Origin of the sequence: Pusillimonas noertemannii (assembly GCF_003096595.1) — a bacterium.
GTDB lineage: Bacteria > Pseudomonadota > Gammaproteobacteria > Burkholderiales > Burkholderiaceae_B > Pusillimonas > Pusillimonas noertemannii.
This window is the reverse complement of the sequence record NZ_QEKO01000008.1, coordinates 79556-101196: the sequence shown is the minus strand read 5'-3', so window position 1 is coordinate 101196 and position 21641 is coordinate 79556. Positions and strand designations below refer to the sequence as shown.

18 protein-coding genes are annotated in these 21641 nt (G+C 65.2%); 5 read left to right on the top strand and 13 right to left on the bottom strand.

Annotated elements, in window-relative coordinates; all coding sequences use genetic code 11:
* Positions 1-27: 27 nt before the first annotated feature.
* Complete coding sequence (gene hrpA / locus C7440_RS18005; RefSeq protein WP_116519429.1) at positions 28-3888, bottom strand: ATP-dependent RNA helicase HrpA; 3861 nt, start codon at positions 3886-3888, stop codon at positions 28-30.
* A 54-nt stretch (positions 3889-3942) separates the two neighbouring features.
* Here hrpA and argA point away from each other — a divergent pair, with 54 nt between their 5' ends.
* Both argA and C7440_RS17995 read left to right on the top strand, forming a co-directional pair.
* Complete coding sequence (gene argA, locus C7440_RS18000; protein ID WP_017524300.1) at positions 3943-5322, top strand: amino-acid N-acetyltransferase; 1380 nt, start codon at positions 3943-3945, stop codon at positions 5320-5322.
* Between the two features lie 214 nt (positions 5323-5536).
* Positions 5537-5809 carry an oxidative damage protection protein gene (locus tag C7440_RS17995; protein WP_017524299.1) on the top strand — a complete coding sequence of 91 codons (273 nt, stop codon included), beginning with the start codon at positions 5537-5539 and terminating at the stop codon, positions 5807-5809.
* Positions 5810-5918: 109 nt separating this feature from the next.
* Here the strand turns inward: C7440_RS17995 and phoU are convergent, their stop codons facing one another.
* The 12 genes from phoU to alr form a co-directional block, all read right to left on the bottom strand.
* The gene (phoU, locus tag C7440_RS17990) at positions 5919-6644 is read right to left on the bottom strand and encodes a phosphate signaling complex protein PhoU (RefSeq protein WP_116519428.1); all 726 of its coding nucleotides are present in this window, start codon (positions 6642-6644) and stop codon (positions 5919-5921) included.
* A 113-nt stretch (positions 6645-6757) separates the two neighbouring features.
* On the bottom strand, positions 6758-7447 hold the full coding sequence (gene rpiA / locus C7440_RS17985; protein WP_116519427.1) for a ribose-5-phosphate isomerase RpiA: 690 nt from the start codon (positions 7445-7447) through the stop codon (positions 6758-6760).
* A 3-nt stretch (positions 7448-7450) separates the two neighbouring features.
* Positions 7451-7807: a Spx/MgsR family RNA polymerase-binding regulatory protein gene (locus tag C7440_RS17980; RefSeq protein ID WP_026067911.1), complete on the bottom strand. Its 357-nt coding sequence runs from the start codon at positions 7805-7807 to the stop codon at positions 7451-7453.
* Entirely contained in the window at positions 7804-8607 is an 804-nt protein-coding gene (locus tag C7440_RS17975; protein WP_017524295.1) for an ABC transporter permease subunit, read from the bottom strand. Before C7440_RS17975 ends, C7440_RS17980 begins: the two co-directional genes overlap by 4 nt.
* Positions 8594-9517: an ABC transporter permease subunit gene (locus tag C7440_RS17970; protein WP_017524294.1), complete on the bottom strand. Its 924-nt coding sequence runs from the start codon at positions 9515-9517 to the stop codon at positions 8594-8596. The genes C7440_RS17975 and C7440_RS17970 overlap by 14 nt, the downstream gene beginning before the upstream one ends.
* Positions 9514-10641 (bottom strand): ABC transporter ATP-binding protein, encoded by a 1128-nt coding sequence (locus C7440_RS17965; RefSeq protein WP_017524293.1) that lies wholly within the window; start codon positions 10639-10641, stop codon positions 9514-9516. Before C7440_RS17965 ends, C7440_RS17970 begins: the two co-directional genes overlap by 4 nt.
* Positions 10642-10644: 3 nt before the next feature.
* Positions 10645-11706 carry a polyamine ABC transporter substrate-binding protein gene (locus C7440_RS17960; RefSeq protein ID WP_017524292.1) on the bottom strand — a complete coding sequence of 354 codons (1062 nt, stop codon included), beginning with the start codon at positions 11704-11706 and terminating at the stop codon, positions 10645-10647.
* Positions 11707-11815: 109 nt separating this feature from the next.
* Positions 11816-12514 carry a 3-deoxy-D-manno-octulosonic acid kinase gene (locus tag C7440_RS17955; protein ID WP_116519426.1) on the bottom strand — a complete coding sequence of 233 codons (699 nt, stop codon included), beginning with the start codon at positions 12512-12514 and terminating at the stop codon, positions 11816-11818.
* Positions 12511-15012: an ABC transporter permease gene (locus C7440_RS17950; RefSeq protein WP_116519425.1), complete on the bottom strand. Its 2502-nt coding sequence runs from the start codon at positions 15010-15012 to the stop codon at positions 12511-12513. Before C7440_RS17950 ends, C7440_RS17955 begins: the two co-directional genes overlap by 4 nt.
* A gap of 9 nt (positions 15013-15021) precedes the next feature.
* A complete protein-coding gene (radA, locus tag C7440_RS17945; RefSeq protein WP_017524289.1) occupies positions 15022-16377 on the bottom strand; it encodes a DNA repair protein RadA in 1356 nt (451 codons plus the stop codon).
* Between the two features lie 36 nt (positions 16378-16413).
* Complete coding sequence (locus C7440_RS17940; protein WP_017524288.1) at positions 16414-17133, bottom strand: SDR family oxidoreductase; 720 nt, start codon at positions 17131-17133, stop codon at positions 16414-16416.
* Positions 17134-17153: 20 nt separating this feature from the next.
* Positions 17154-18284 (bottom strand): alanine racemase, encoded by a 1131-nt coding sequence (gene alr, locus C7440_RS17935; protein ID WP_116519424.1) that lies wholly within the window; start codon positions 18282-18284, stop codon positions 17154-17156.
* Positions 18285-18314: 30 nt separating this feature from the next.
* On the opposite strand from alr, the gene hpnC reads away from it, so the two are divergent.
* From hpnC to C7440_RS17920, 3 genes are read left to right on the top strand one after another with little or no spacing between them, the layout of a single operon-like run.
* Complete coding sequence (gene hpnC, locus C7440_RS17930) at positions 18315-19199, top strand: squalene synthase HpnC (RefSeq protein WP_116519423.1); 885 nt, start codon at positions 18315-18317, stop codon at positions 19197-19199.
* Entirely contained in the window at positions 19196-20059 is an 864-nt protein-coding gene (hpnD, locus tag C7440_RS17925; RefSeq protein WP_017524285.1) for a presqualene diphosphate synthase HpnD, read from the top strand. The genes hpnC and hpnD overlap by 4 nt, the downstream gene beginning before the upstream one ends.
* A complete protein-coding gene (locus C7440_RS17920) occupies positions 20056-21606 on the top strand; it encodes a hydroxysqualene dehydroxylase (RefSeq protein ID WP_116519422.1) in 1551 nt (516 codons plus the stop codon). Before hpnD ends, C7440_RS17920 begins: the two co-directional genes overlap by 4 nt.
* Positions 21607-21641: the final 35 nt, after the last annotated feature.

Below are 21641 nucleotides of genomic sequence, written 5' to 3'. Positions count from 1 at the left end.
AAGTCATGCGGGCTGTTCGATACTTTCTTAGCGCTGGGTCGCTGCCCAGGCCTTCTGCAAGCGCTTTACCGAAACCGGCATGGGGGTGCGCAGTTCCTGTGCAAACAAGGCCACGCGCAACTCCTCGAGCAGCCAGCGGAATTCGTCCAGGCCGGCGTCGGGCGCCCCCTTCAGCGCGGCGCGCGCGCGCTGGTATTGGGTGATCAACGGTGCCATTTCCGCCATCTGGCGCTGGTCGCGCGCGGGGTCGGCCCTGAGCTTGTCGATGCGCGCCTGCGCCGCCTTCAGGTAACGCGGAAAATGCGACAACTGCTGATAAGGTGTATCGCGCACAAAGCACTTGCCCATCAGCGCCGATATCTGCGCGGCCAGGTCGGCATGGGCGGCCGCATGCGGCTTGGCCTGGGGCAGCTTTTTCTGCAGGGCAGACCATTCGGCGAGAATGGCCGCCGCCAGGCGCGCCACCTCTTGCGCCAGCAGCCCCAGGCGCGTACGCCCTTCGGCCACGCGCGCCTCGAAGGCGGCACGGTCGTTGGGCCAGGGCTCGCCCAGGCAGGCGCGTTCCAGCGCGGTGTCGATGATCTGGTCCCGCAGCTCTTCCTGGGTGCCCAGGCTCATGTACAGCATGCTCATGCGGGTCAGGCCATCCAGGTTCTTCTCAAGAAACTTGACCTGCTCGCGCAGGGCCAGCCTGAAAAGCCGCAGCAGTCCCGCCCGATGCCGCCGTCGGGCTTCGCCCGGGTCGTCGAACACATCGAGGTCGCAATGCGTCTTGCGATCGATCAATGCGGGGTATCCGATAAAGGACTGCCCCTTGCGCCGGATTTCCATCAGTTCGGGCAGCTCGCCAAAAGACCAGTCGACCAGGTTCTCGTGGGCCAGCACCTGACCCACGTTCTCGTCTCGCGCCGCCACCTTCTGGAAGGAGGCCTGAGCCTGGCTGCCGTGCTCGGCCTTCAGCTGATCGAGATTGCGGCCGCCGGAAAGCATGCGGCCATGCTCGTCCACCACCTTGAAGTTCATGAAGAGATGGGCCGGCAGCGTCTCGAGCTTGAAGTCGCTGTGAGCGGGACGCACTTTGACCTGCTCCCACATGTCGCCGCGCAAGGCGTCCAGCAGCCCCATGGGCGGGTCGTCGGCGCGATCGAACCAGCGTTCGTAGAAGCCCGAGGCGTAGTCGGGCAGCGGCACGCAATGGCGCCGCATCTTCTGCGGCAGCGACTTGAGCAGCAGATGCACTTTTTCCTTCAGCATGCCCGGCACAAGCCATTCGCAACGCATGGGGTCTATCTTGTTCAGCGCGAACAGCGGCACCGTCAGGGTCACCCCGTCGCGCGCGGAGCCCGGCTCGAAATGGTAGTCGAGCGCCATGTCGACGCCCTGCCATGAGACCTTCTTGGGGAAGACATCCGTGGTGACCCCAGCCGCCTCGTGGCGCATGAGGTCGTCGCGCTTCAGGCGCAGCGCGTCCAGGGCCGCCTTGTCGAGCCCGCCCGCCCATTTCTCGAGCGTGGCGGTCTGGTAAATGTCCTGCGGAATCTGCTTGTCATAGAAAGCGAAGATCAGGGCGTCGTCGACCAGGATGTCGGGCCTGCGCGCCTGGTGCTCGAGCTTCTCGATCTTGGCAATGAGCTGCCGGTTCTGGTTGACGAAAGGCAGGCGCGTATCGATGTCGCCCTGCACCAGCGCATCGCGGATGAATATCTCGCGCGCCTGGGCCGGGTCGATCTTGCCGAAATGGATGCGCCGCCCGGTGTATACCGGCAGGCCATACAAGGTTGCGCGCTCATTGGCCACCACCTGCCCGCTCTTGCGGTCCCAGCGTGGATCGGACCAGGCCCGGCGCAGCAAATGCGCGCCCGCCCTTTCCAGCCACGGCGGTTCGATTCGCGCCACGCAGCGCGCATACAGCCGGGTCGTCTCGACCAGCTCGGCGGCCACGATCCAGCGCCCGGCTTTCTTGACCAGGCTCGAACCCGGATGGATCTGAAACCGGATTTCGCGCGCGCCCAGGTAGCCGCCGCCCTCTTCGTTCTTCAGGCCGATATTGCCAAGCAGGCCCGACAGCAGGGCCATGTGGGTTTGCTCGTAGGTGGCAGGCGTGGTGTTGACGCGCCAGCGCTGCTCGCCGACCAGGGCGGCGAGCTGGCTGTGCACGTCGCGCCATTCACGCAACCGTATCGGCGAAAGAAAGTTCTGGCGCAGCAAGGCCACCAACTTGCGCTGCGACCCTTTGTGGGCCACCTGCTCGTGATACCAGTTCCATAGTTTCAGGTAGCCCAGGAATTCGGACTTTTCGTCGCGGAACTTGGCGTGCGCCGTTTCGGCCGCCTCGCGCTCGTGCATGGGCCTGTCGCGCGGATCCTGCACCGACAGGGCTGCGGCAATAATGAGGATCTCGGCCAAGCATTGCTGCGCCTGGGCCTCGAGGATCATGCGCGCCAGGCGCGGGTCGACCGGCAGCTTGGACAGCGAGCGGCCGGTGGGCGTGAGCCTGTTCGCGCCATCGAGCGCGCCTAGCTCCTGCAGTTGCTGGTAGCCGTCGGCAATGGCTCTGCCCGTGGGCGCCTCGACGAAGGGAAAGGTCTCGATGTCGTCCAGCTTCAGCGCCTTCATCCGCAATATGACCGAAGCCAGGGACGAGCGCAGGATTTCCGGATCGGTGAAGGGCGGCCGCGCCTTGTAGTCGGCCTCGTCGTACAGCCGGATGCACACGCCCGGCCCGATGCGCCCGCAGCGGCCCGCCCGCTGGTTGGCCGAGGCCTGGCTGATGGGCTCGATGCGTAATTGCTCGACCTTGTTGCGCCATGAGTAGCGCTTGACCCGCGCCAGGCCGCTGTCGACAACGTAGCGGATGCCCGGCACCGTAAGTGAGGTTTCAGCCACGTTGGTGGCAAGCACAACGCGGCGCGCATTGCCCTGTGGGCGGAAAATGCGCTCTTGCTCGGCCTGCGAAAGCCGCGCAAAAAGCGCCAGCACCTCGGTGCCGGGCGGATGGTGCTTGCGCAGCGCCTCGGCCGTTTCGCGTATTTCGCGCTCGCCGGGCAGGAACACCAGCACGTCGCCGGCGCCGTGCCGGGCGCATTCGTCCACGGCGTCCACCACCGCGTCGACCAGGTCGCGCTCTTCATCCTGCGACGATGCAGGGCCCTGCCGCGGCCCCCCGCGCCTGGCCGCGGCATCGGTCGATTCGTCTTCGCGCAGCACGGGCCGGTACAGCACCTCGACCGGATAGAGCCGCCCCGACACTTCGATGACGGGCGCCGGCCGCCCCTCGACCGCAAAATGGCTGGAGAATCGGCCTGCGTCGATGGTGGCCGACGTAATGATGAGCTTCAGGTCGGGCCGCCGGGGCAGCAATTGCTTCAGGAAGCCCAGCAGGAAATCGATGTTGAGGCTGCGCTCGTGCGCCTCGTCGATGATGATGGTGTCGTATCGGCGCAGCAGGGGGTCGCGCTGGGACTCGGCCAGCAGAATGCCGTCGGTCATCAGCTTGATGGCCGTGTCGGCTCCGCTGCGGTCGCTGAAGCGTATCTGGTAGCCCACCCAGTCGCCCAACTCGGAGCCCAGCTCTTCGGCGATGCGCCGGGCCACCGACGTGGCGGCCAGCCGCCTGGGCTGCGTATGGCCGATCAGGCCGCCCCGCCCCCGGCCCAGTTCCAGGCAGATCTTGGGCAGTTGCGTGGTCTTGCCCGAACCGGTCTCGCCGCTTACGATCACCACCTGATGGGCGGCGATCGCCGCGGCGATATCGTCGCGCCGTGCACTGACGGGCAGGTCTTCCGGGTAGCGGATGGGCGGCAGCGGACGAACGGCCCCAGTTTGGGAACGGGAGCGCCGGCCTTCGCTTCTGTGTTGGTTTACCGACAAATCGACGGGCTCTTGCATGAAAACTCAAATAAAACGGGTACCCGTCATTATAATTTTGTATTAGTGCAACAAATGGGAACCCGCGTGCAAGACGACCTGGCCCTTACCGACCCCGAAACCCTCTCGGCCCATGATGCGCCCGAGTTCGCCCCGGCGCAGTTCGTGCGCTGGTTCCGCGAAGTGGCGCCATACGTCCATGATTTTCGCGGCAAGACCTTTGTCATCGCCTTTGGCGGCGAGCTGGTTTTCGACGGCGCCCTCAATGCGCTGGTGCAAGACCTTTCGCTGCTGTCGGCGCTGGGGGTCAAGCTGGTGCTGGTGCACGGCTCGCGCCCTCAGGTCAACGAGCAGCTTAAATTAAAGGGCTACTCCACGCAATTCGGCCGCGGCACCGAACCCACCTCGCCCGAGGCGCTTGAATGCGCCAAAGAGGCCGCCGGCGAAATCCGCCTCGACATCGAGGCCGGCTTCAGCCAGGGCCTGCCCAATACGCCCATGTCGCACGCCCAGATACGCGTCATCTCGGGCAACTTCGTCACTGCGCGCCCGGTGGGCATCATTGATGGCCTTGATTACCAGCACACCGGCGCGGTGCGCAAGCTCGACATCGACGCCATCAGGTCAGTCATGAGCCAGGGCGCCATCGTGCTGCTGTCGCCGCTGGGCTTCTCGCCCACGGGCGAAGCCTTCAATCTGGCCATGGAAGACCTGGCCACAAGCGTCGCCGTGGCGCTGCGCGCCGAAAAACTCATCTTTCTTACGCAAGACCGCATCGTTCGCCATGAAGACGGCTCGGTCGACACCGAGCTGGCCCGCGAGGACGCCGACGCCCTGCTTGCCAGCGGCACGCTCGACGAAGACACGGCCTCTTTCCTTACCTATGCTTCACGGGCGGTCAAGCGCGGCGTGGCGCGGGCGCACCTGCTGCCCTATACGCTCGACGGCAGCGTGCTGCTCGAGATCTTCACCCACGATGGGGTCGGCACCATGGTGGTCGAAGACAACCTCGACGACCTTCGCCCCGCCACGGTGGACGACGTCGGCGCCATCGTACAACTGATCGAGCCCCTCGAGGCCGACGGCACCCTGGTGCCCCGCGGCCGGGCGGTCATCGAGCGCGAGGTCGAGCTCTTCACCGTGCTCGAGCACGACGGCGTCATCTACGGCTCGGTGGCCCTCAAGCCCTATCTCGACGAAGGCATGGTCGAAATGGCCTGTCTCATTGTCCACCCTGAATGGCAGGGCTCGGGAGAAGGCGAAATGCTGCTGCGCCACGCGGAAAGCAAGGCCCGCGCCATGGGCGCCCGCCGGCTGTTCGTGCTGACCACCCGCACCTCGCACTGGTTCATGAAGCGCGGCTTTGCCCGGGGGGGGGTCTCCGACCTGCCCAAAGAGCGCCAGACGCATTACAACCGCTCGCGCAACAGCCTTATTTTCATCAAGCGGCTGTAAGCCGCCACACTGAAAAGCGCGCGTCACGCGGTGCGGCGTCCATGCCGGCACTGGCAGCAAAACCCAGGCCGGCGATCGCGGCCAAGCCCCTGACGCCTCCTCCACCCGGCCTGGCCGGGCAGCCGTCGGCAGGCAAGCCCGCGGCGAGCTGTTTCGCGCCGCGCAGCTTGTACAATGGGCCATTGATCAAACGTACTTTTTAGGTAGGAATGTCATGGCACGCATGGTCCACTGTGTAAAACTCAAGCAAGAAGCCGAAGGCCTCGAGGCGCCGCCGTATCCCGGCGAACTGGGCATCCGCATCTGGCAAAACATCTCGAAGCAGGCCTGGGCCCAATGGGTCGAAACCCAAACCCGCCTGGTCAACGAAAACAGGCTCAACCTGGCCGACGTCCGCGCCCGCAAATACCTGGCGCAGCAGATGGAAAGCTTTCTGTTCGACGACGCCAACGTCGAAGCCCAGGGCTACGTGCCGCCTTCGGCCTGATCAGGCAGGGCACGCCACGAAAAAAACCGGGCAGTCGCTCAAGACTGCCCGGCTTCCGGGTTTCTTCTGAAAGCGCTTCCGCGCCTGGCGGCCCCGCCCTTGATGCGTATCAGGCGTCGTTGTCTTCTTCGTAGGTTGCGCCGCGCGCCGTGCGCTCGGTGGCCTTCACGCCCGTGTGGCGCACGTCGTCGCCCTTTACCATGTAGATGACCCGTTCGGCCATGTTCTTGGCATGGTCGCCAATGCGTTCGAGCGAGCGGGCGATGAAGATCAGGTCGATGGAGCGGGTGATGGTGCGCGGGTCTTCGATCATGTAGGTGATGAGGTGGCGCAGCGAGGCCTTCCACTCTTTGTCGACCTCTTTGTCGCTGCGCACCACCTGCGCGGCATGGATGGCGTCTTCGCGCGCGAAGGCGTCGAGCGACTGGCGCAGCATGGACACCACGTACTCGCGCATGTGGCGCAGTTCGACGGCCGGAATGAAGCGGCCTTCGGATTCATGCAGCCGCCGGGCCACCTTGGCGATTTTTTCGGCCTCGTCGCCGCAGCGCTCCATGTCGGTAAGCATCTTGGAAATGGACAGCAGCAGGCGAAGGTCTACGGCGGTGGGCTGGTTGCGTGCAATGAGCAGGCCTATGCGTTCGTCGATTTCGACTTCGAGGCGGTTGACTTCCTTTTCGCGCTCGCGCACGCGGTCAACCAGGCTAAGGTCGCCGGAAATAAGCGTTTCGACGCCGTCGTAGACCATGGTCTCGACCAACCCGCCCATTTGCAGGAACAGGGATTTGGTGGTTTCGAGATCGGTGGAAAACTGCCTGTTGGTGTGCTCGGTCATATCGGCCTTCGTCGCGGAAACTTTGAAATCAGGGTCTGCAGCCGGGTTTCCCGCCTACTGCTACAAACATGATAATCCATTCAAAGGAAAAAGCTTAGCCTGGGATTATGACGCTATTGTGAAACCTGGCCAGCTCTTAGCTGCCGCACCCCCTGCTGGCCCGAAACGAGCGCCACATCGGCGCCTGCAATGGCGAACAAGCCGCAGGTGACCACGCCGGGAATGTCGTTGATGCGCGCCTCGAGCGCGGCCGGATCGGCAATATCAAGACCCGACACATCCAGTATGCGGCAGCCGTTGTCCGTGACGAAACCCTTTCTTTCTTCAGGCTCCCCCCCCAATCGGGCCAGGCGCCGGGCGACGGCCGCCATTGCCATGGGTATGACCTCGACCGGAAGCGGGAAGGCGCCCAGTTTCGCGACCAGCTTGGACTCATCGACGATGCACACGAACTGCTGCGCCACCGAGGCCACGATTTTTTCGCGTGTAAGCGCCCCGCCGCCGCCCTTGATCATGTTCAGGCCGGAGTCGATCTCGTCGGCGCCGTCGACGTAGGCGGGCATGGTCTCGATGTCGTTAAGATCGAAGACCTGTATGCCGGCCTGGGCCATGCGGGCCGAGCTGCGCTCCGAACTGGACGCCGCGCCGCGAAAGCGTTGCTTGTGGGGCGCCAGGGCGTCGATGAAGAGATCGACGGTGGAACCCGTGCCCACCCCCAGGATCGAATCGGGACCCAGCAGCGGCAGTACATAATCGACAGCGGCCTGCGCCGCATTGCGTTTGAGGGCGTTCTGGTCAAGCATGGCCTACCCCTTGAGTTCTTCGTATTTCTTGGCCGAAAAGCCCGCATTGACCCGGCCGTCGGCATCGACGCGAACGGGCCGGCGCACCAGCGTGGGAAACTCGGCGATCAGCGCCAGCCACTCGGCATCGTCCTTGGGCGCCTTGCGCTGCTCGGGCAGATTGCGCCAGGTCATTGAAGCGCGATTCACCAGTTTCTCCCAGCCGCCCAGCTTGTCCTTCCAGTCGGCAAGCACCGGGGCCGGCACCGGCTCGTCGCGGTAATCGATGAACTCATAGGGCTGACCCTGCTCGTCGAGCCAGGCCATGGCCTTGACGCAGGTACTGCAGCGCTTCAATCCGTAAAGTCGTAGGGCTTTCATGATTCCTCTTTGCGCCATTGCACCTTGCTCGCCACAATGACGGATATCCCCACGATAAGGATGAACAAGGTAGCCAGGGCATTGATTTCAGGTTTGAGTCCCAGGCGCACCCGGGAAAATACTTCGAGCGGCAAGGTGGTGTAGCCCGGCCCCGAAAGGAAAGAAGCGATCACCACGTCGTCAAGCGACAGTGTAAAGGCCAGCAGCCATGACGCCATGAGGGCGGGCGCGATCAGCGGCAGCGTGATGACGAAGAACACCTTCAGTGACGATGCGCCCAGGTCGAGGGCGGCCTCTTCGAGCGAACGGTCAAGGTCGCGGATGCGCGCCTGGATCACCACGGCCACATAGGCGATGCACAAGGTAACGTGCCCCACCCAGATGGTGAACAAGCCGTTTCCCGCCGGCCAGCCGAAGAGCGACCCCAGTTCGACGAACATCAGCAGCAGTGAAATGCCCAGCACCACTTCGGGCATGGCCAGGGGCGCGCACAGCATGCCGACATACAGGCCCGAGCCGCGAAACGCCCCCATGCGCACGAGCACATAGGCCGCCCAGGTGCCCAGGGCCACGGCGGCCGTCGCCGTAAGCGCCGCGATCTTCAACGACAGGCCCGCCGCCGACAGCAGGGCCTGATCGCTGAACAGCTCGTGGTACCAGCGCAGCGAGAAGCCCGTCCATGAGGTCATCATGGCCGAATCGTTGAAAGAGAACAGCATCAGGCAGGCTATCGGCACGTACAGAAAGCCATAGCCCAGGGTAAGGACGAAAGCCCGCAGGAGACGGTCAGGTTTTGCCATGGCGCCTCTCCGAATCGAATTGCCGCGCCTGGTTGTACTGCAGCAGCGCCAGCGGCACGATCAGTATCAGCACCATGACGCAGGTTACCGCGGCGGCCATCGGCCAGTCGGTGTTGTTGAAAAACTCCGTCCACATCAGCCGGCCCATCATCAGGGTATCGGCGCCGCCCAGCATTTCGGGAATCACGTACTCGCCCACGGTGGGGATGAAGACCAGCAGCGAGCCGGCGATGACGCCCGGCAGCGACATGGGCAGGGTAACCCGCCAGAACGCCTGGAAAGGCCTGGCGCCCAGGTCGTAGGCTGCTTCAAGCAGGCGCATGTCGAATTTCACCAGGTTGGCGTACAGGGGCAGGATGAAGAACGGCAGATAGGCATAGATCAGCCCGATGTAAACCGCCAGGTCGGTGCGATAGATTTCCAGCGGCGAATCGATCAACCCCAGCGCCATCAGCGCGTTGTTGAGCAGGCCGTCGTTGCGCAAGATGCCCACCCAGGCATACACGCGCAGCAGCAGCGAGGTCCAGAACGGCAGGATCACGGCCAGCAGCATCATATTGCGCGCTCTGGGGTTGGCGCGGGCAATGTAGTAGGCCATGGGATAGCCCAGCAGCGCGCAGCATACCGTGGTAACCAGCGCCATCTTGACCGAGCTGATGTAGGTGGCCACGTACAGGCTGTCGCGGAACAGCAGCAAGTAGCTGCTGAGGTGCACGCTCAGGCTCAGGGTCTCGTTTTCCAGCGTCGCAAGCGGCGTGTACGGCGGTATGCCGAAGCGAAGGTCGGCAAAGCTGATCTTCAGCACCAGCAAGAAAGGCACCAGCAGGAACAGCGCCAGCCATGCGAAAGGCGGGACGATGGCCAGCTTGCGCAATACCGACTGGCGGTCATGGGTGAACAGGCGCCTCATGACGCAAGCACCACGGCGCTTTCGCTGGACCAATGGATGAACACCTCTTCGTCCATGCCCGGTGCATCGGTTTGCGCCATGATCTGGCGCGGAACGGCGGCCTCGACCACCAGGCCCGAATCCAGCCGCAACTGGTAGCGGGCATGGCTGCCCATCCAGGCCATGTGGCTGACGATGCCGCGCGACCAGTTGTACTCGGCCTGCGGCTGCTCGCGCGCCACCCTGATCTGCTCGGGCCGCACCGATACATATACCTGCATGCCCAGCGGTTCGCTGACGCCGTGATTGACATGCATCGGCCGCAGAAGCTCGTCGCTTTCGATCAGCACGTGATCGGGTTCGTCGACGGTGATGGTGCCGGTGAACAGATTGGTGCTGCCGATAAATCCCGCCACGAAACGCGAATTGGGAAACTCGTAGACCTCTTGGGGCGTGCCGCACTGGACGATCTGCCCTTCGGTCATGACCGCCAGCCTGCTGGCCATGGTCATGGCCTCGTCCTGGTCGTGGGTGACCATGATGCAGGTGACGCCGACCTGGTCCAGGATGCGCACCAGCTCGATCTGCGTCTTTTGCCGGATCTGCTTGTCCAGCGCCGACATGGGCTCGTCGAGCAGCAGCAGCTTGGGCCGCTTGACCAGGCTGCGGGCCAGGGCCACGCGCTGCTGCTGGCCCCCCGACAACTGATGCGGCTTGCGGCGCGAATAGCCGGCCATCTGCACCAGGTCGAGCGCCTCGAAGACCCTTTCGTGTATTTCGTTGCGGGGCACGCCCTCTTGCTTCAGGCCGAACGAGACATTGGCTTCGACCGTCATGTGCGGGAACAGCGCATAGGACTGGAACATCATGTTGACCGGCCGGCGATAAGGCGCCAGCGCGGTAATGTCCTCGCCGTCGAGGTAGATGCGGCCCGACGTGGGCTCTTCGAAGCCGGCCAGCATGCGCAGCAGGGTGGATTTTCCGCAGCCCGAGCTTCCGAGCAGCGCGAAGATTTCCCGGCGCCTGACCGAAAGATTGACCGACTGCACGGCCACGACGTCGCCGTAGATCTTGACCACGTCGTCGACGCGGACGAACTCGTCCTCGTCGGCCGGCCAGGCGGGAGTGACACTACGATTGTCCATGGCTCAGCGCCCCGATCGAAGTTTGGCCCACAGCCTGTTCTGCACGCGCAATACGTGAAGAGGCAGGGCCTTGATGACAAAAAGCTGGGCCGCGACCTCGTCGGGCGGATAGATCATGACATTGTTGGCCACCTCGGGGTCGACATATTGGCGGGCGGCCTTGTTGGCATTGGGATAGAACATATTATTGGTGATCGCAGCATGCACTTGCGGCGTCTCGATGTAGTTGATGAAAGCATGGGCCTCGTCGACGTGGGCGGCCCCCTTCGGAATGGCCATGGTGTCGAACCAGGCCGGAGCACCGCCCGCGGGCAGGTAGTAGTCGATCTCGTAGGGCTTACCCGCCTGCCTGGCGCGTTCCCGCGCAATCAGCACGTCGCCCGAAAAACCGTAGACCATGCACAGGTCGCCCGATGCCAGCTCATCGATATAGCCCGACGAACTGAACTGGCGCACATAGGGCCTGATCTGCCTGAGCAGCTTGAGCGCGGCCTCATAGTCGTCAGGGTTGGTGCTGTTGGGATCTTTGCCCAGGTAGTGCAGCGCCGCGGGAAACACCTGCGCAGCCTCGTCCAGTATCGCAATGCCGCAGCCCTTGAGCTTGCTGGCGTACTCGGGATCGAAGAGCATGTCCCAGCTTCCCAGGGGCGCGTCCGGTCCCAGGATCTCGCGCACGCGCGTCACGTTGTAGCCCAGGCCGTTGGTGCCATAGCCCCAGGGCACAAGATACTGGTTGCCCGGGTCGACCGCGGCAACCAGCTTCATGATCTCGGGATCGAGATGCCGCCAATTGGGTATCCGGCTTTTGTCCAGCTTCTGGAACAGGCCCGCCTCGAGTTGCCGCGCGGCATAGTGGGTGGACGGCACGACCACGTCATAGCCCGACTTTCCCGTAAGCAGCTTGGCCTGCAGGGTGTCGTTGCTGTCGTAGACGTCGTAGCGAACCCGGATGCCTGTTTCCTTCTGGAAACCCGACAGCGTGTCCGGCGCGGTGTACTCGGCCCAGTTATAGACGTTGACCACCCCGCCCTGCCCCCAGGCGGCGCAGGACGCCAATGCGAGCATCGCCAACAGCCATGACGCGACCCTGTTCAAACTCACGGCAAGAGCCTCCGGAAACAATCCACCGAAAAGACGTGATGATAAAGCTTTTTGGGGTTGGCGCTGAAAGGCCCTAGGCGGAAAGTGCCTCGTAGGCGCGGTGGATCTGTACCCAGCAATCCAGCCCCCGCTGGCCGGCCACTTTGTTCAGCGAGCGGCGCAGCCGCAACAGATTGGACCGCCTGGCCTGCAGGCCCACCGGCCCGTGGCGGGCGCGGTCGAAGTCGATGAGCCAGGCCAGGCCGGCCTTGTCGAGCAAGATGTTATAGGCATTCAGGTCGGCATGCCAAACCTCCGCCTCGTGCATGGCGAAGATGGCTTGTGCCACCGCCTGGGGCGCCTCCAGCGCCTCGGCCAGGGTCCGGACTTGGGGTATGCGTTCTATCAGGATGGCGGCGCGGTAGAACGGCCCCGCCCTCCAGTAGGCGCCGGCAAGCGGCGCCGGCACCCGCAGGCCTTGCCCGTGCAGCAGTTGCAAAATGCGAAACTCGGCAAACGAGCGGGTGGAGGATTCACCCGTCCACAGATAGCGGTCGCGGCTGACGCGGGCCGCCAGGCCACCTCGCCGGTAATGACGCAGTACCGCGGCGGGAACCTCGCCCGAGACGAACCACGCCGACTGCCTGCCGCCTACCGCCACGGAAGCCGCCTGCAGTGCCGGATTGCTGGGATCGAACAAGGCCGGACCCGGCCGGCCAATGCGCGCCGGATCGAAACACAGGGCGCCCGACTTGAAGCGCAATAAACCGGTACCGAGCGGAGTGGAGATCATGCGGCCTCCCGCAGCATGCGCAGGGGGGGTGTGCGCAGCACGCCGCGCAGCGCAAGCCCGCCCCCTAGGCAGGAAATCAACGCCCCGCCGGCCACGCCCACCGCCCAGGGCCACCATGGCCATCCAAGCGAAAACTCGAACACCCGCTCGGCCAGCAAGCGGGCCAGCAGTATGGAGCCCAGGGCGGCCAGCGCGCCCGACAGGCCGCCCAGCACGAGCAGTTCGATCAGTTGCGTGCGCCGCAGCCGCGTCGCCCCCGCCCCCAGCACGCGCAGCACGGCCACTTCGTGGATGCGCTCGTCGCGCGTGGCCGCAAAGGCCGCCGCCAGCACCTGCACGCCGGCCAGCACCGTAAACAGGAACAGCAGCTGCACGGCCAATATCGCCTGCTCGACAATGCGCCGGACCTGGGCCAGGATGGCGCCCACGTCGACCACGGTCAGGTTGGGGAACTCGTCGACCAGCCGCTGGCCCAGGCCAAGCCGCGCGGGCGGCATATAGAAAGAGGTGATGTAGGTGGCCGGCGCCTCTTCCAGAACCGCCGGGGACATCAGCGCAAAGAAATTGACATCGAAGGAGTCCCACTTCACTTCCCTCAGGCTGGTGACCTTTACCGTTACCTGCTGGCCCGCGATATCGAACGACAACGTGTCGCCCAGCCCTATGGCCAGGGTTTCGGCAAGGCCGGTCTCGAGCGAAACCTCGCTGCCCCGGGGATCGAGCCAGCGCCCCGCCACCAGGGTGTTGCTGTCGGGCAAGGCGGCCAGATGCGAAAGATTGAACTCGCGTTCGACCATGCGCTGGGCACGCTCGTCTTCGTAGCTGCGCGCATCGACGGGCTCGTCGTTGATCGCCAGCAGCCTGCCCCGGACCATGGGGGCCGGCCGCGCCGCGTGTATGCCCGCCTCTTCAAGCCGGGCGCCCACCGCCTGGCGCTGGTCCGGCTGGATGTTGATCAGGAAAGTGTTGGGCGCATCAGCCGGCAAAGTGCCCCGCCAACCGTCGAGCAGGTCGGTGCGGGCGAGGGTAAGCAACAGCATGACCATCAGGCCGACGGACAAGGCGCACACCTGGGCCGTGGCCAGGCCAGGGCGCCGCACCATGCCCCGCAGGGCGAAGCGCAGCGACGAGGCGTTGCGCAAGCCACCCGCAAGGGCGCCCAGCAGGCGGATGACCCCGTAAGCGACGCAAAAGAACACCGCCAGGCCTACCAGGAAACCGCCCGACACCAACAGGCTCATGCGCACATCGCCCGATATCCACCAGGCCAGCAGAAAAAAAGCCAGAAAGCCGGCGGCATAGGACACGGCGGTTCTGGGCGCCCATCGCCCCCCGGCCTGCCGCAACACATGCATCGGAGGCACGCGATACAGGGCCGACAGGGGCGGCAGCGCAAAGCCCGCCAGCAGCAGCAAGGCGGCCGCGGCGCCATGCCAGGCGGGCCGCCACGAAGGCCCGGGCAGGTCGACGTCGAGCAGGGCCGCCACCAGATGGGCCAGGCCCGCCTGCACCAGGAAAGCCAGCGTCACGCCCAGCGCGGCGGCGCACAGGGCCAGCAACAGGAACTCTATGCCGAACATGGCGGCAAGCTGCCGCCTGCCCGCTCCCATGCAGCGCATCACCGCCACACCGTCGCGATGGCGGCGGCTGAAGCGGCGGGCGGCCAGGGCCACCGCCACCGCCGAGATGACCACCGTCAGCAAGGCCACCAGGGTCAGGAACTGATAGGCCCGGTCAAGCGAGCGCTGTATTTCGGGGCGCGCCTCACCGGGCTCTGAAAGCCTTTGGCCGCGCTCCAGGCGCGGTTCGAGCCATTGCCGATAGGCGGCCACGGCCTGCTGCGGGCCGGCGAAGCTGGTCACATCGCGCACGCGGCTGGCCGGGCCAAGCAGGCCTGTGGAGGCCAGTTCGTCCAGCCTCATCATGACACGCGGCGCCACGTTGATGAACTGCACGCCCCGGTCGGGCTCGTAGGCAATGACGCCCGCGATGCGGAATGAAGCCTCGCCTAGTTCGATCGTGTCGCCCACATCGACATGCAGCAGGCTGGTCAATTGAGGGTCGATCCAGACGGTTCCCGGCGTCGGGCCCGAGGCCGCGGGCCTGCCTTGCGGCATGGCATCGTCGCGCAGCAGCAGCTCGCCTCGCAGCGGGTACGACGTATCGACCGCCTTGAGCGAGACCAGCCTCATGCCGCCCGGTGAATTGGCCATGGAGGACATCGTGCGGTGGGTGGAGGCTTCGAGCCCCAGGGCGATGGCCTGGTCCAGCACTTCGTGCGCAATGGGCTCGTCGGCCCGAAGCACCAGGTCGCCGCCCAGCATCTGGGCTGAGCTGCGATCGAGGGCGGCCGACACGCGGTCAGAAAGAAAGCCCACGCTGCCGACCGCCGTGACGGCGATCAGCAAGGCCAGCGCCAGCAAGCCCAGCTCGCCCGAACGCCAGTCGCGCTTCAGGGCCCGCAGGCCGGGGGCGAGGTAGCGGCTCCATAAAGTCATGGCCCCGCCCTATCCTCGCAAGCGGTCGATGGCCGCATCGATGCGGTCGACCGGCCAGATCTCGAGGCCTTCAATGGCCTGCCGGGGCGCGTTGGCCTTGGGCACCAGCGCAAGCCGGAAACCCAGCTTGGCCGCTTCCCTAAGTCGCTCCTGGCCGCGCGGAGCCGGCCGGATCTCGCCCGCCAGGCCGACTTCTCCGAATGCGATCAGGCCCTCGGGCAGCGGCTTGTCGCGCAGCGAAGACATGATGGCCAGCAGAACCGGCAGGTCGGCCGCAGGCTCGGTGATCTTGACCCCGCCCACGGCGTTGACGAACACATCCTGGTCGAACGTGGCCACGCCCGCGTGCCGATGCAGCACGGCCAGCAGCATGGCCAGGCGCGTGCTTTCCAGCCCTACCGAAAGCCGCCGCGGATTGGGCACGTGCGCGCCGTCGACCAGTGCCTGGATCTCGACCAGCAATGGTCGGGTGCCCTCTTGCGTGGCCATCACGCACGAGCCCGACACATTGCGGTCGTGCTGGGAAAGAAACAGCGCGGACGGATTGCTGACGCCCCGCAGCCCACGGTCGGTCATGGCGAATACGCCCAGCTCATTGACGGCCCCGAAACGGTTCTTGATGGCCCGGACCAGGCGAAAGGACGAATGCGTATCGCCCTCGAAATACAGGACGGTGTCCACAATGTGCTCGAGCACGCGCGGCCCGGCCAGGGCACCGTCCTTGGTGACGTGGCCGATGAGCACGATGGCCGTGCCTGTCTGCTTGGCCAGGCGGGTAAGCTGGGCAGCGCATTCGCGCACCTGCGACACCGAGCCGGGCGCGGCGCTGAGTTCAGAGGAATAAAGCGTCTGGATGGAATCAATGACGGCCACCCGCGGGCGTTCTTCGGTCAGCGCGGCCACGATGGCCTCGAGCCGGATCTCGGCCAGCAGCTTGACCTCATCGGTGGCCAGTTCGAGCCGGCGCGCCCTGAGCGCCACCTGCTCGGCCGACTCTTCGCCTGTAACGTACAGCACCGGCGTGACCCGCGACAGCGACACCAGGGCCTGCAGCAGCAAGGTGGACTTGCCTATGCCCGGATCACCGCCAATGAGGATGACGGCGCCCGTGACCAGCCCCCCGCCCAGCACGCGGTCGAACTCGGGAATGCCGCTGGGCTGGCGCGGAAGCTCGCGGGCCTCGATTTCGGCCAGATTGCGCACCGGGCTTGCGCCGGCCAGGGGTGCGAAGCGGTGCTGCTGGGCCGGAGCGGCCACTGTTTCGGTCAGGGTGTTCCATTCGCCGCAATGCGGGCACTTGCCTTCCCACTTGGGGCAGGTGCCGCCGCATTCGCTGCAGACAAAGGTGGTCTTGGCCTTGGCCATGCAAAGTCCTTTAGTGTTAACGGGCCCTAGTGTTGGCTAGCGCCGGCCGGCCAGGCTGCCGCCCCCGTCCACGCCCAGCACCTGCCCCGTGATGAAGCCGGCTTCGGGCGACAGGAAGAAGGTGACGGCTGCCGCCACCTCGGCAGGCTGGCCCAGCCTGCCCATGGGAATCGAATCCAGGGCGGCCTTCTCAGCCTCGCTGCCCACGGGGCTGTTGGCCCGGAACAATTCCGTTTCGACCGGCCCCGGCGACACGGCGTTGACCGTGATGCCGTAAGGTGCGAGTTCGACCGCCCAGGTACGGGTGCAGGCAACGAGCGCGTTCTTGGCGGCCGCATAGCTGGTGCGATTGGGCGAACCATGCACCACGCGGCTGCAGATGTTCACGATGCGCCCCTCGTGGCGCGCCTTCATCGAGGCGACAAAAGCCTGGGTAACCTGCACGGCGACCCGCAGGTTGAGGTCGTACACCTGGTACAGCGAGCCCAGGTCGATCTCGCCCAGGGGCTCGGGCTTGACGATGCCCACATTGTTCACAATGGCGTCGACCGGATATTTTTCGCGGATCACGCGCAGCATGTCTTCTGTTTCGCCGGCATTGGACAAATCGCACGAATACAGATAGCCGGGAAAATCGATGTCCTGGGTATGGCGGGCCAGGCCCACCACATGGCAGCCCAGGTCGGCCAGGCGCCGGCTGATGGCCCATCCTATGCCCTTGGTGGCGCCGGTGACCAGCACGCATTGATTCTTCACGATGTATTCCTTTCGTAGACTCAGACAGTGACGGAAACCGGCACGCGAGGCGCCAGGGCGCATAATAACTCGTACCCGATGGTTCCGGCCGCATGAGCGACCTGGTCCACCGAGGGCCCCCCGTGGCCCCAGAGCACCACGGGCGACCCGATGCCGGCCTGCAGCACAGAGGTCAGGTCGACGATGAGCATGTCCATCGAAACCCTGCCCACCAATTGGGTGGCGTGCCCGTCTACCGTCACGGGCGTGCCGTTGGGCGCATGCCGGGGATAGCCGTCGGCATAGCCGCAGGCCACCACGCCCACGCGCATGGGTTTTGGCGCAATAAAAGCATGCCCATAGCCAACACCCTGCCCGGCCGCCACCTCTTGCACCCCTATGATCTGCGAGCGCAGTGTCATCGCGGGCCGCAGGCCCAGGTCGTGCGCCGGCTGGTTGGGGAACGGCGACGAACCGTAAAGGCAGATGCCGGGGCGCACCCATTGTTCGGTATCGGGAGACGGCCACATCCAGTAGCGCGGCGTAAGCGTGGCCGCCGAGTTGCACAGGCTGACCGGGCCTGGAAGATGGCGGGTGGCCTCTTGAAAGAGAAGGAATTGCTCTTGGGTGACGTCAACGCTGTCGTCCGAGCGTGCAAAGTGGGTCATCTTGCCCACAGTGCCGAGCACGCCGCGCCGCTGCGCTTCCAGCGCTTGCCGATAGGCCGCGGCATAGTTTTGCGCGGAAAACCCCAGGCGGTTCATGCCGGTATTGAGCTTTACCAGCGCATGCAGCGGCTGGCCGGGTTGCGCCGCCCCAAGCATGTCGAGCTGCTCCTGGCAATGCAGCGTGGTCCATAAACTATAATCCCGGAACACCGCGATATCGGCGGGTTCGAAAAAGCCTTCGAGCATCAGTATGGGCTTGCTCCATCCGGCCTCGCGGCACTTCACGGCCTCGTCCAGGTCGAGCATGGCCAGGCCCTGCGCCTGTTCGAACGCGCGTACCGCATTATGGATGCCATGGCCATACGCATTGGCTTTTACAACAGCCCAGATATGGGGGGCAACCCGGCTGTCCTGCTGGCTGAAACTGTTCAATTGCGTGGCGACAACCGCCAGATTGTGCTTTAACGACGGCAACGAGATCGAAGCCGATATTGGACGTGGCATAAAACTCCCCTAATAGCGAAAGTCTAATCCATGTCGACACCCGATGTGAAACAGCGGGAGCACTATGAGAACTTCCCGGTCGCCTCGCTGCTGCTGCCCCGCCGCCTGCGCGCGCCGGTCTCGCATATCTATCATTTTGCGCGCAGCGCCGACGACATCGCCGACGAGGGCGACGACGCGCCGGCGGCCCGTCTCGAGAAGCTGGGCGCCTACCGCCGGGCCCTGCTGGCCATGCATGAGGGGCAGCCCGGCATGCCGGCCCACGACCCACTGCACGAGGTCTTCGGCCCCCTGGCCCACACGGTGCATGCCTGGCGGCTTCCGCTGCAGCCCTTCCTTGACCTGCTCTCGGCCTTCGAGCAAGACGTCACCACCCACCGCTATGCCGACGACGGCGCCCTGCTCGATTATTGCTCGCGCTCGGCCAACCCCGTGGGACGCCTGATGCTGCATCTTTACGACGCCTGCACCCCCGAGAACCTGCGCCGTTCGGACGCCGTCTGTACCGGATTGCAGCTGGTCAATTTCTGGCAGGACGTCGCCATAGACTGGCGCAAGGCGCGCGTATATCTGCCGCAGGACAAACTTGCGCGCCATGGCGTGGACGAATCGCAGATCGCGGCGGGCCGCTGCGACGCCGCCTGGCAATCGCTGATGCGCGAGCAGTGCGCGCAGGCCAGCGGCCTGCTCCAGCAGGGCATGCCGCTGGCACGGCGGCTGCCGGGCCGCATCGGCCTCGAACTTCGCATGGTCGTACTGGGCGGCCTGCGTATCCTGGAGCGCCTGGAACCATTACACTACGACGTGTTCCAAAACAGGCCCACGCTGCGCAAGCGCGATTGGCTGCTGCTTTCATGGCGTACGCTGCGCGACGTCGCGTACCCCTACCCTTACCCGGCTTCGACCACGCAATGAGCCCCGACGAATACTGCCAGAACAAGGCCGCGCAAAGCGGCTCCAGCTTCTATTACTCGTTCCTGTTCCTGCCGCCCGAGCAGCGCAAGGCCATCACGGCCCTGTACGCTTTTTGCCGCGAAGTGGACGACGTGGTGGACGAATGCAGCGACCCTTCGATCGCGCGCACCAAGCTGGCCTGGTGGCACGCCGAGGTCGACCGCATGTTCGCAGGCAAGCCCGACCACCCCGTTACTCGGGCGCTGGCCCCCCATCTGGCCGAACGGCGCATCACCGCAGACCGCATGCATGCCGTGATCGCGGGCATGGAAATGGACCTTGACCAATCGCGCTATCTCGACTGGCCCGGCCTGCGCACCTATTGCTGGCATGCGGCCGGCGTGGTGGGCGAGCTGTCGGTGGGCGTATTCGGCTATACCGACGACAAGACGCTGGATTACGCCGACAAGCTGGGCCTGGCCTTCCAGTTGACCAACATCATCCGCGACGTCGGCGACGACGCCCGCCGCGGGCGCATCTACCTGCCCATCGACGAACTTCAGCGCTTCGACGTCAAGGCCTCCGAGATACTCAACAGCCAGCACTCCGAGCGCTTTGAAAAGCTCATGCAATTCCAGGCGCAGCGCGCGCGGCAGTATTATCGCGAAGCCATGCAGGCCCTGCCCGAGGCCGATCGCCGCAACCAGCGTCCGGGCCTGGCCATGGCGGCCATCTACCACGCCCTGCTCGATGAGATCGAGCGCGACGGCTGGCACGTGCTAGAGCAGCGCATCGCCCTTACACCCATACGAAAGTTCTGGCTGGCCTGGAAGACCTGGGTGGGCGGCGGCCGCGGCCTGGTCAAGCGCCTGGCCCGATGAACATCGCCGTCATCGGCGCGGGCTGGGCCGGCCTGAGCGCCGCCCTGGAGCTGCACCGCATGGGGCATGGCGTAACGGTATTCGAAGCCGGCCACAGGCTGGGCGGCCGCGCACGCGGTCTGCACTCGCCTCGCTTGAACGCCACGCTGGACAACGGCCAGCACATCATGCTGGGCGCCTATACCGAAACCCTCGCGCTGATGCGCAGGCTGGGCTTGGACCCAGATGAATTGCTGTACAGCATGCCGCTGGCCCTGCAATCGGCCGATGGGCACTTTGAACTGCGGGTGCCGAACCTGCCTGATGCACTGGCCCTGCCCGCCGCCCTGCTGCGCGCAAAAGGAATCAACTGGCCCGAGCGCCTGCGGCTGGCCATGCTGATGTCCGGCCTGGCGCGGCGGGGTTGGAAGGTCGACCCAGGTTCGGTCATGACCCCAGGCCAAAGCAGGCATCGCCACGGGAATACCGGCGGGAGCCCCGCCACCGTCCAATGGCAAGCGCCCGACGGAGCCCGTCCCGGAGGCCTGACCGTCGCCCAATGGCTGACGCGCGGCCAGCAGTCTGCGCGCCTGATACGCAGCTTCTGGGAGCCGCTTTGCCTGGCCAGCATGAACACCCCCATAGACCGGGCCTGCGCCCAGCTCTTCGCCAATGTGCTGCGCGACAGCCTGGGCGCCGGGCCCCGCGCCTGCCAGGTGTTGATCTCGCGCGTTGACCTTTCGTCCTTGTGGCCTGAACGGCTTCCCGGCGATATCCGCGTTGAGCGCGGACACGTGGTTCGCCGCCTGGACTATGGCCTGGAGCCCATCGCAGCCCCACCCGCTGTAGAAACCCCTGACACCCGGACTTCAGACGCACCGGATGCCCGCGCAGCAAGCTCGCCTGAGCTCCACCGCCCGGGCGCCGTTGGACATCATGGCGTGCTGGTGGATGGCCAGCCTTTCGATGCGGTGGTAGTAGCCACCAACGCCCAGCCCGCCCGCCGCCTGCTAAGCCGGCTGCCTGCTACCGAAGACTCGCAGAAATATCTGGCCATGCTCGACGCCTTCGAGCCCATGCCCATCGCCACCCTGACCCTGGAGCTCTCGGCCCGGTGGGACATGCCCGATCCCATGCTGATGCTGGCTGACTCCCCCGCAGACGGCCGCTTTGGCCAGTGGCTGTTTCACTGCAATGTGTTCCTGTCCGAGCCGCCGCCCACCAGCCGGCTGAACATCGTGATCAGCAATGCGGCGGGCCTGCGCGACCACAGTGAAGAACAGGTTGCACAGGGCGTACTGGCGCAGATCGCCGAGCAGACCGCCGGCATGCCTTCCATGCCTTCAGTGTGCCGCTACGAACTGATCACCGAAAAACGCGCCACCTTCGCCGCCGTGCCGGGCCTGAATCGGCCTTCCAACGCCACGCCCTGGCCGCGTGTATATGTAGCGGGCGACTGGACGGACACCGGCTACCCGGCCGTGCTCGAAGGCGCAGTACGCAGCGGCCTGGAGGCAGCGCGGGCGCTGGGCGGCGTCAATAACAACAGCCGGCAAGACTTCAACTAAACCGTTGTCCAACACGCATTCGCTTTGGCCCTGGA

Coding starts and splice junctions, on each gene's coding strand:
- C7440_RS17955 (WP_116519426.1), bottom strand. CDS start 12,514: ATGATCTCCACTCCGCTCGGTACCGGTTTATTGCGCTTCAAGTCGGGC.
- C7440_RS17980 (WP_026067911.1), bottom strand. CDS start 7,807: ATGAAAGCCCTACGACTTTACGGATTGAAGCGCTGCAGTACCTGCGTC.
- argA (WP_017524300.1), top strand. CDS start 3,943: ATGGGAACCCGCGTGCAAGACGACCTGGCCCTTACCGACCCCGAAACC.
- hrpA (WP_116519429.1), bottom strand. CDS start 3,888: ATGCAAGAGCCCGTCGATTTGTCGGTAAACCAACACAGAAGCGAAGGC.
- alr (WP_116519424.1), bottom strand. CDS start 18,284: ATGCCACGTCCAATATCGGCTTCGATCTCGTTGCCGTCGTTAAAGCAC.
- C7440_RS17960 (WP_017524292.1), bottom strand. CDS start 11,706: ATGCTCGCATTGGCGTCCTGCGCCGCCTGGGGGCAGGGCGGGGTGGTC.
- rpiA (WP_116519427.1), bottom strand. CDS start 7,447: ATGCTTGACCAGAACGCCCTCAAACGCAATGCGGCGCAGGCCGCTGTC.
- C7440_RS17965 (WP_017524293.1), bottom strand. CDS start 10,641: ATGGACAATCGTAGTGTCACTCCCGCCTGGCCGGCCGACGAGGACGAG.
- C7440_RS17995 (WP_017524299.1), top strand. CDS start 5,537: ATGGCACGCATGGTCCACTGTGTAAAACTCAAGCAAGAAGCCGAAGGC.
- hpnD (WP_017524285.1), top strand. CDS start 19,196: ATGAGCCCCGACGAATACTGCCAGAACAAGGCCGCGCAAAGCGGCTCC.
- C7440_RS17950 (WP_116519425.1), bottom strand. CDS start 15,012: ATGACTTTATGGAGCCGCTACCTCGCCCCCGGCCTGCGGGCCCTGAAG.
- radA (WP_017524289.1), bottom strand. CDS start 16,377: ATGGCCAAGGCCAAGACCACCTTTGTCTGCAGCGAATGCGGCGGCACC.
- hpnC (WP_116519423.1), top strand. CDS start 18,315: ATGTCGACACCCGATGTGAAACAGCGGGAGCACTATGAGAACTTCCCG.
- C7440_RS17920 (WP_116519422.1), top strand. CDS start 20,056: ATGAACATCGCCGTCATCGGCGCGGGCTGGGCCGGCCTGAGCGCCGCC.
- C7440_RS17970 (WP_017524294.1), bottom strand. CDS start 9,517: ATGAGGCGCCTGTTCACCCATGACCGCCAGTCGGTATTGCGCAAGCTG.
- phoU (WP_116519428.1), bottom strand. CDS start 6,644: ATGACCGAGCACACCAACAGGCAGTTTTCCACCGATCTCGAAACCACC.
- C7440_RS17975 (WP_017524295.1), bottom strand. CDS start 8,607: ATGGCAAAACCTGACCGTCTCCTGCGGGCTTTCGTCCTTACCCTGGGC.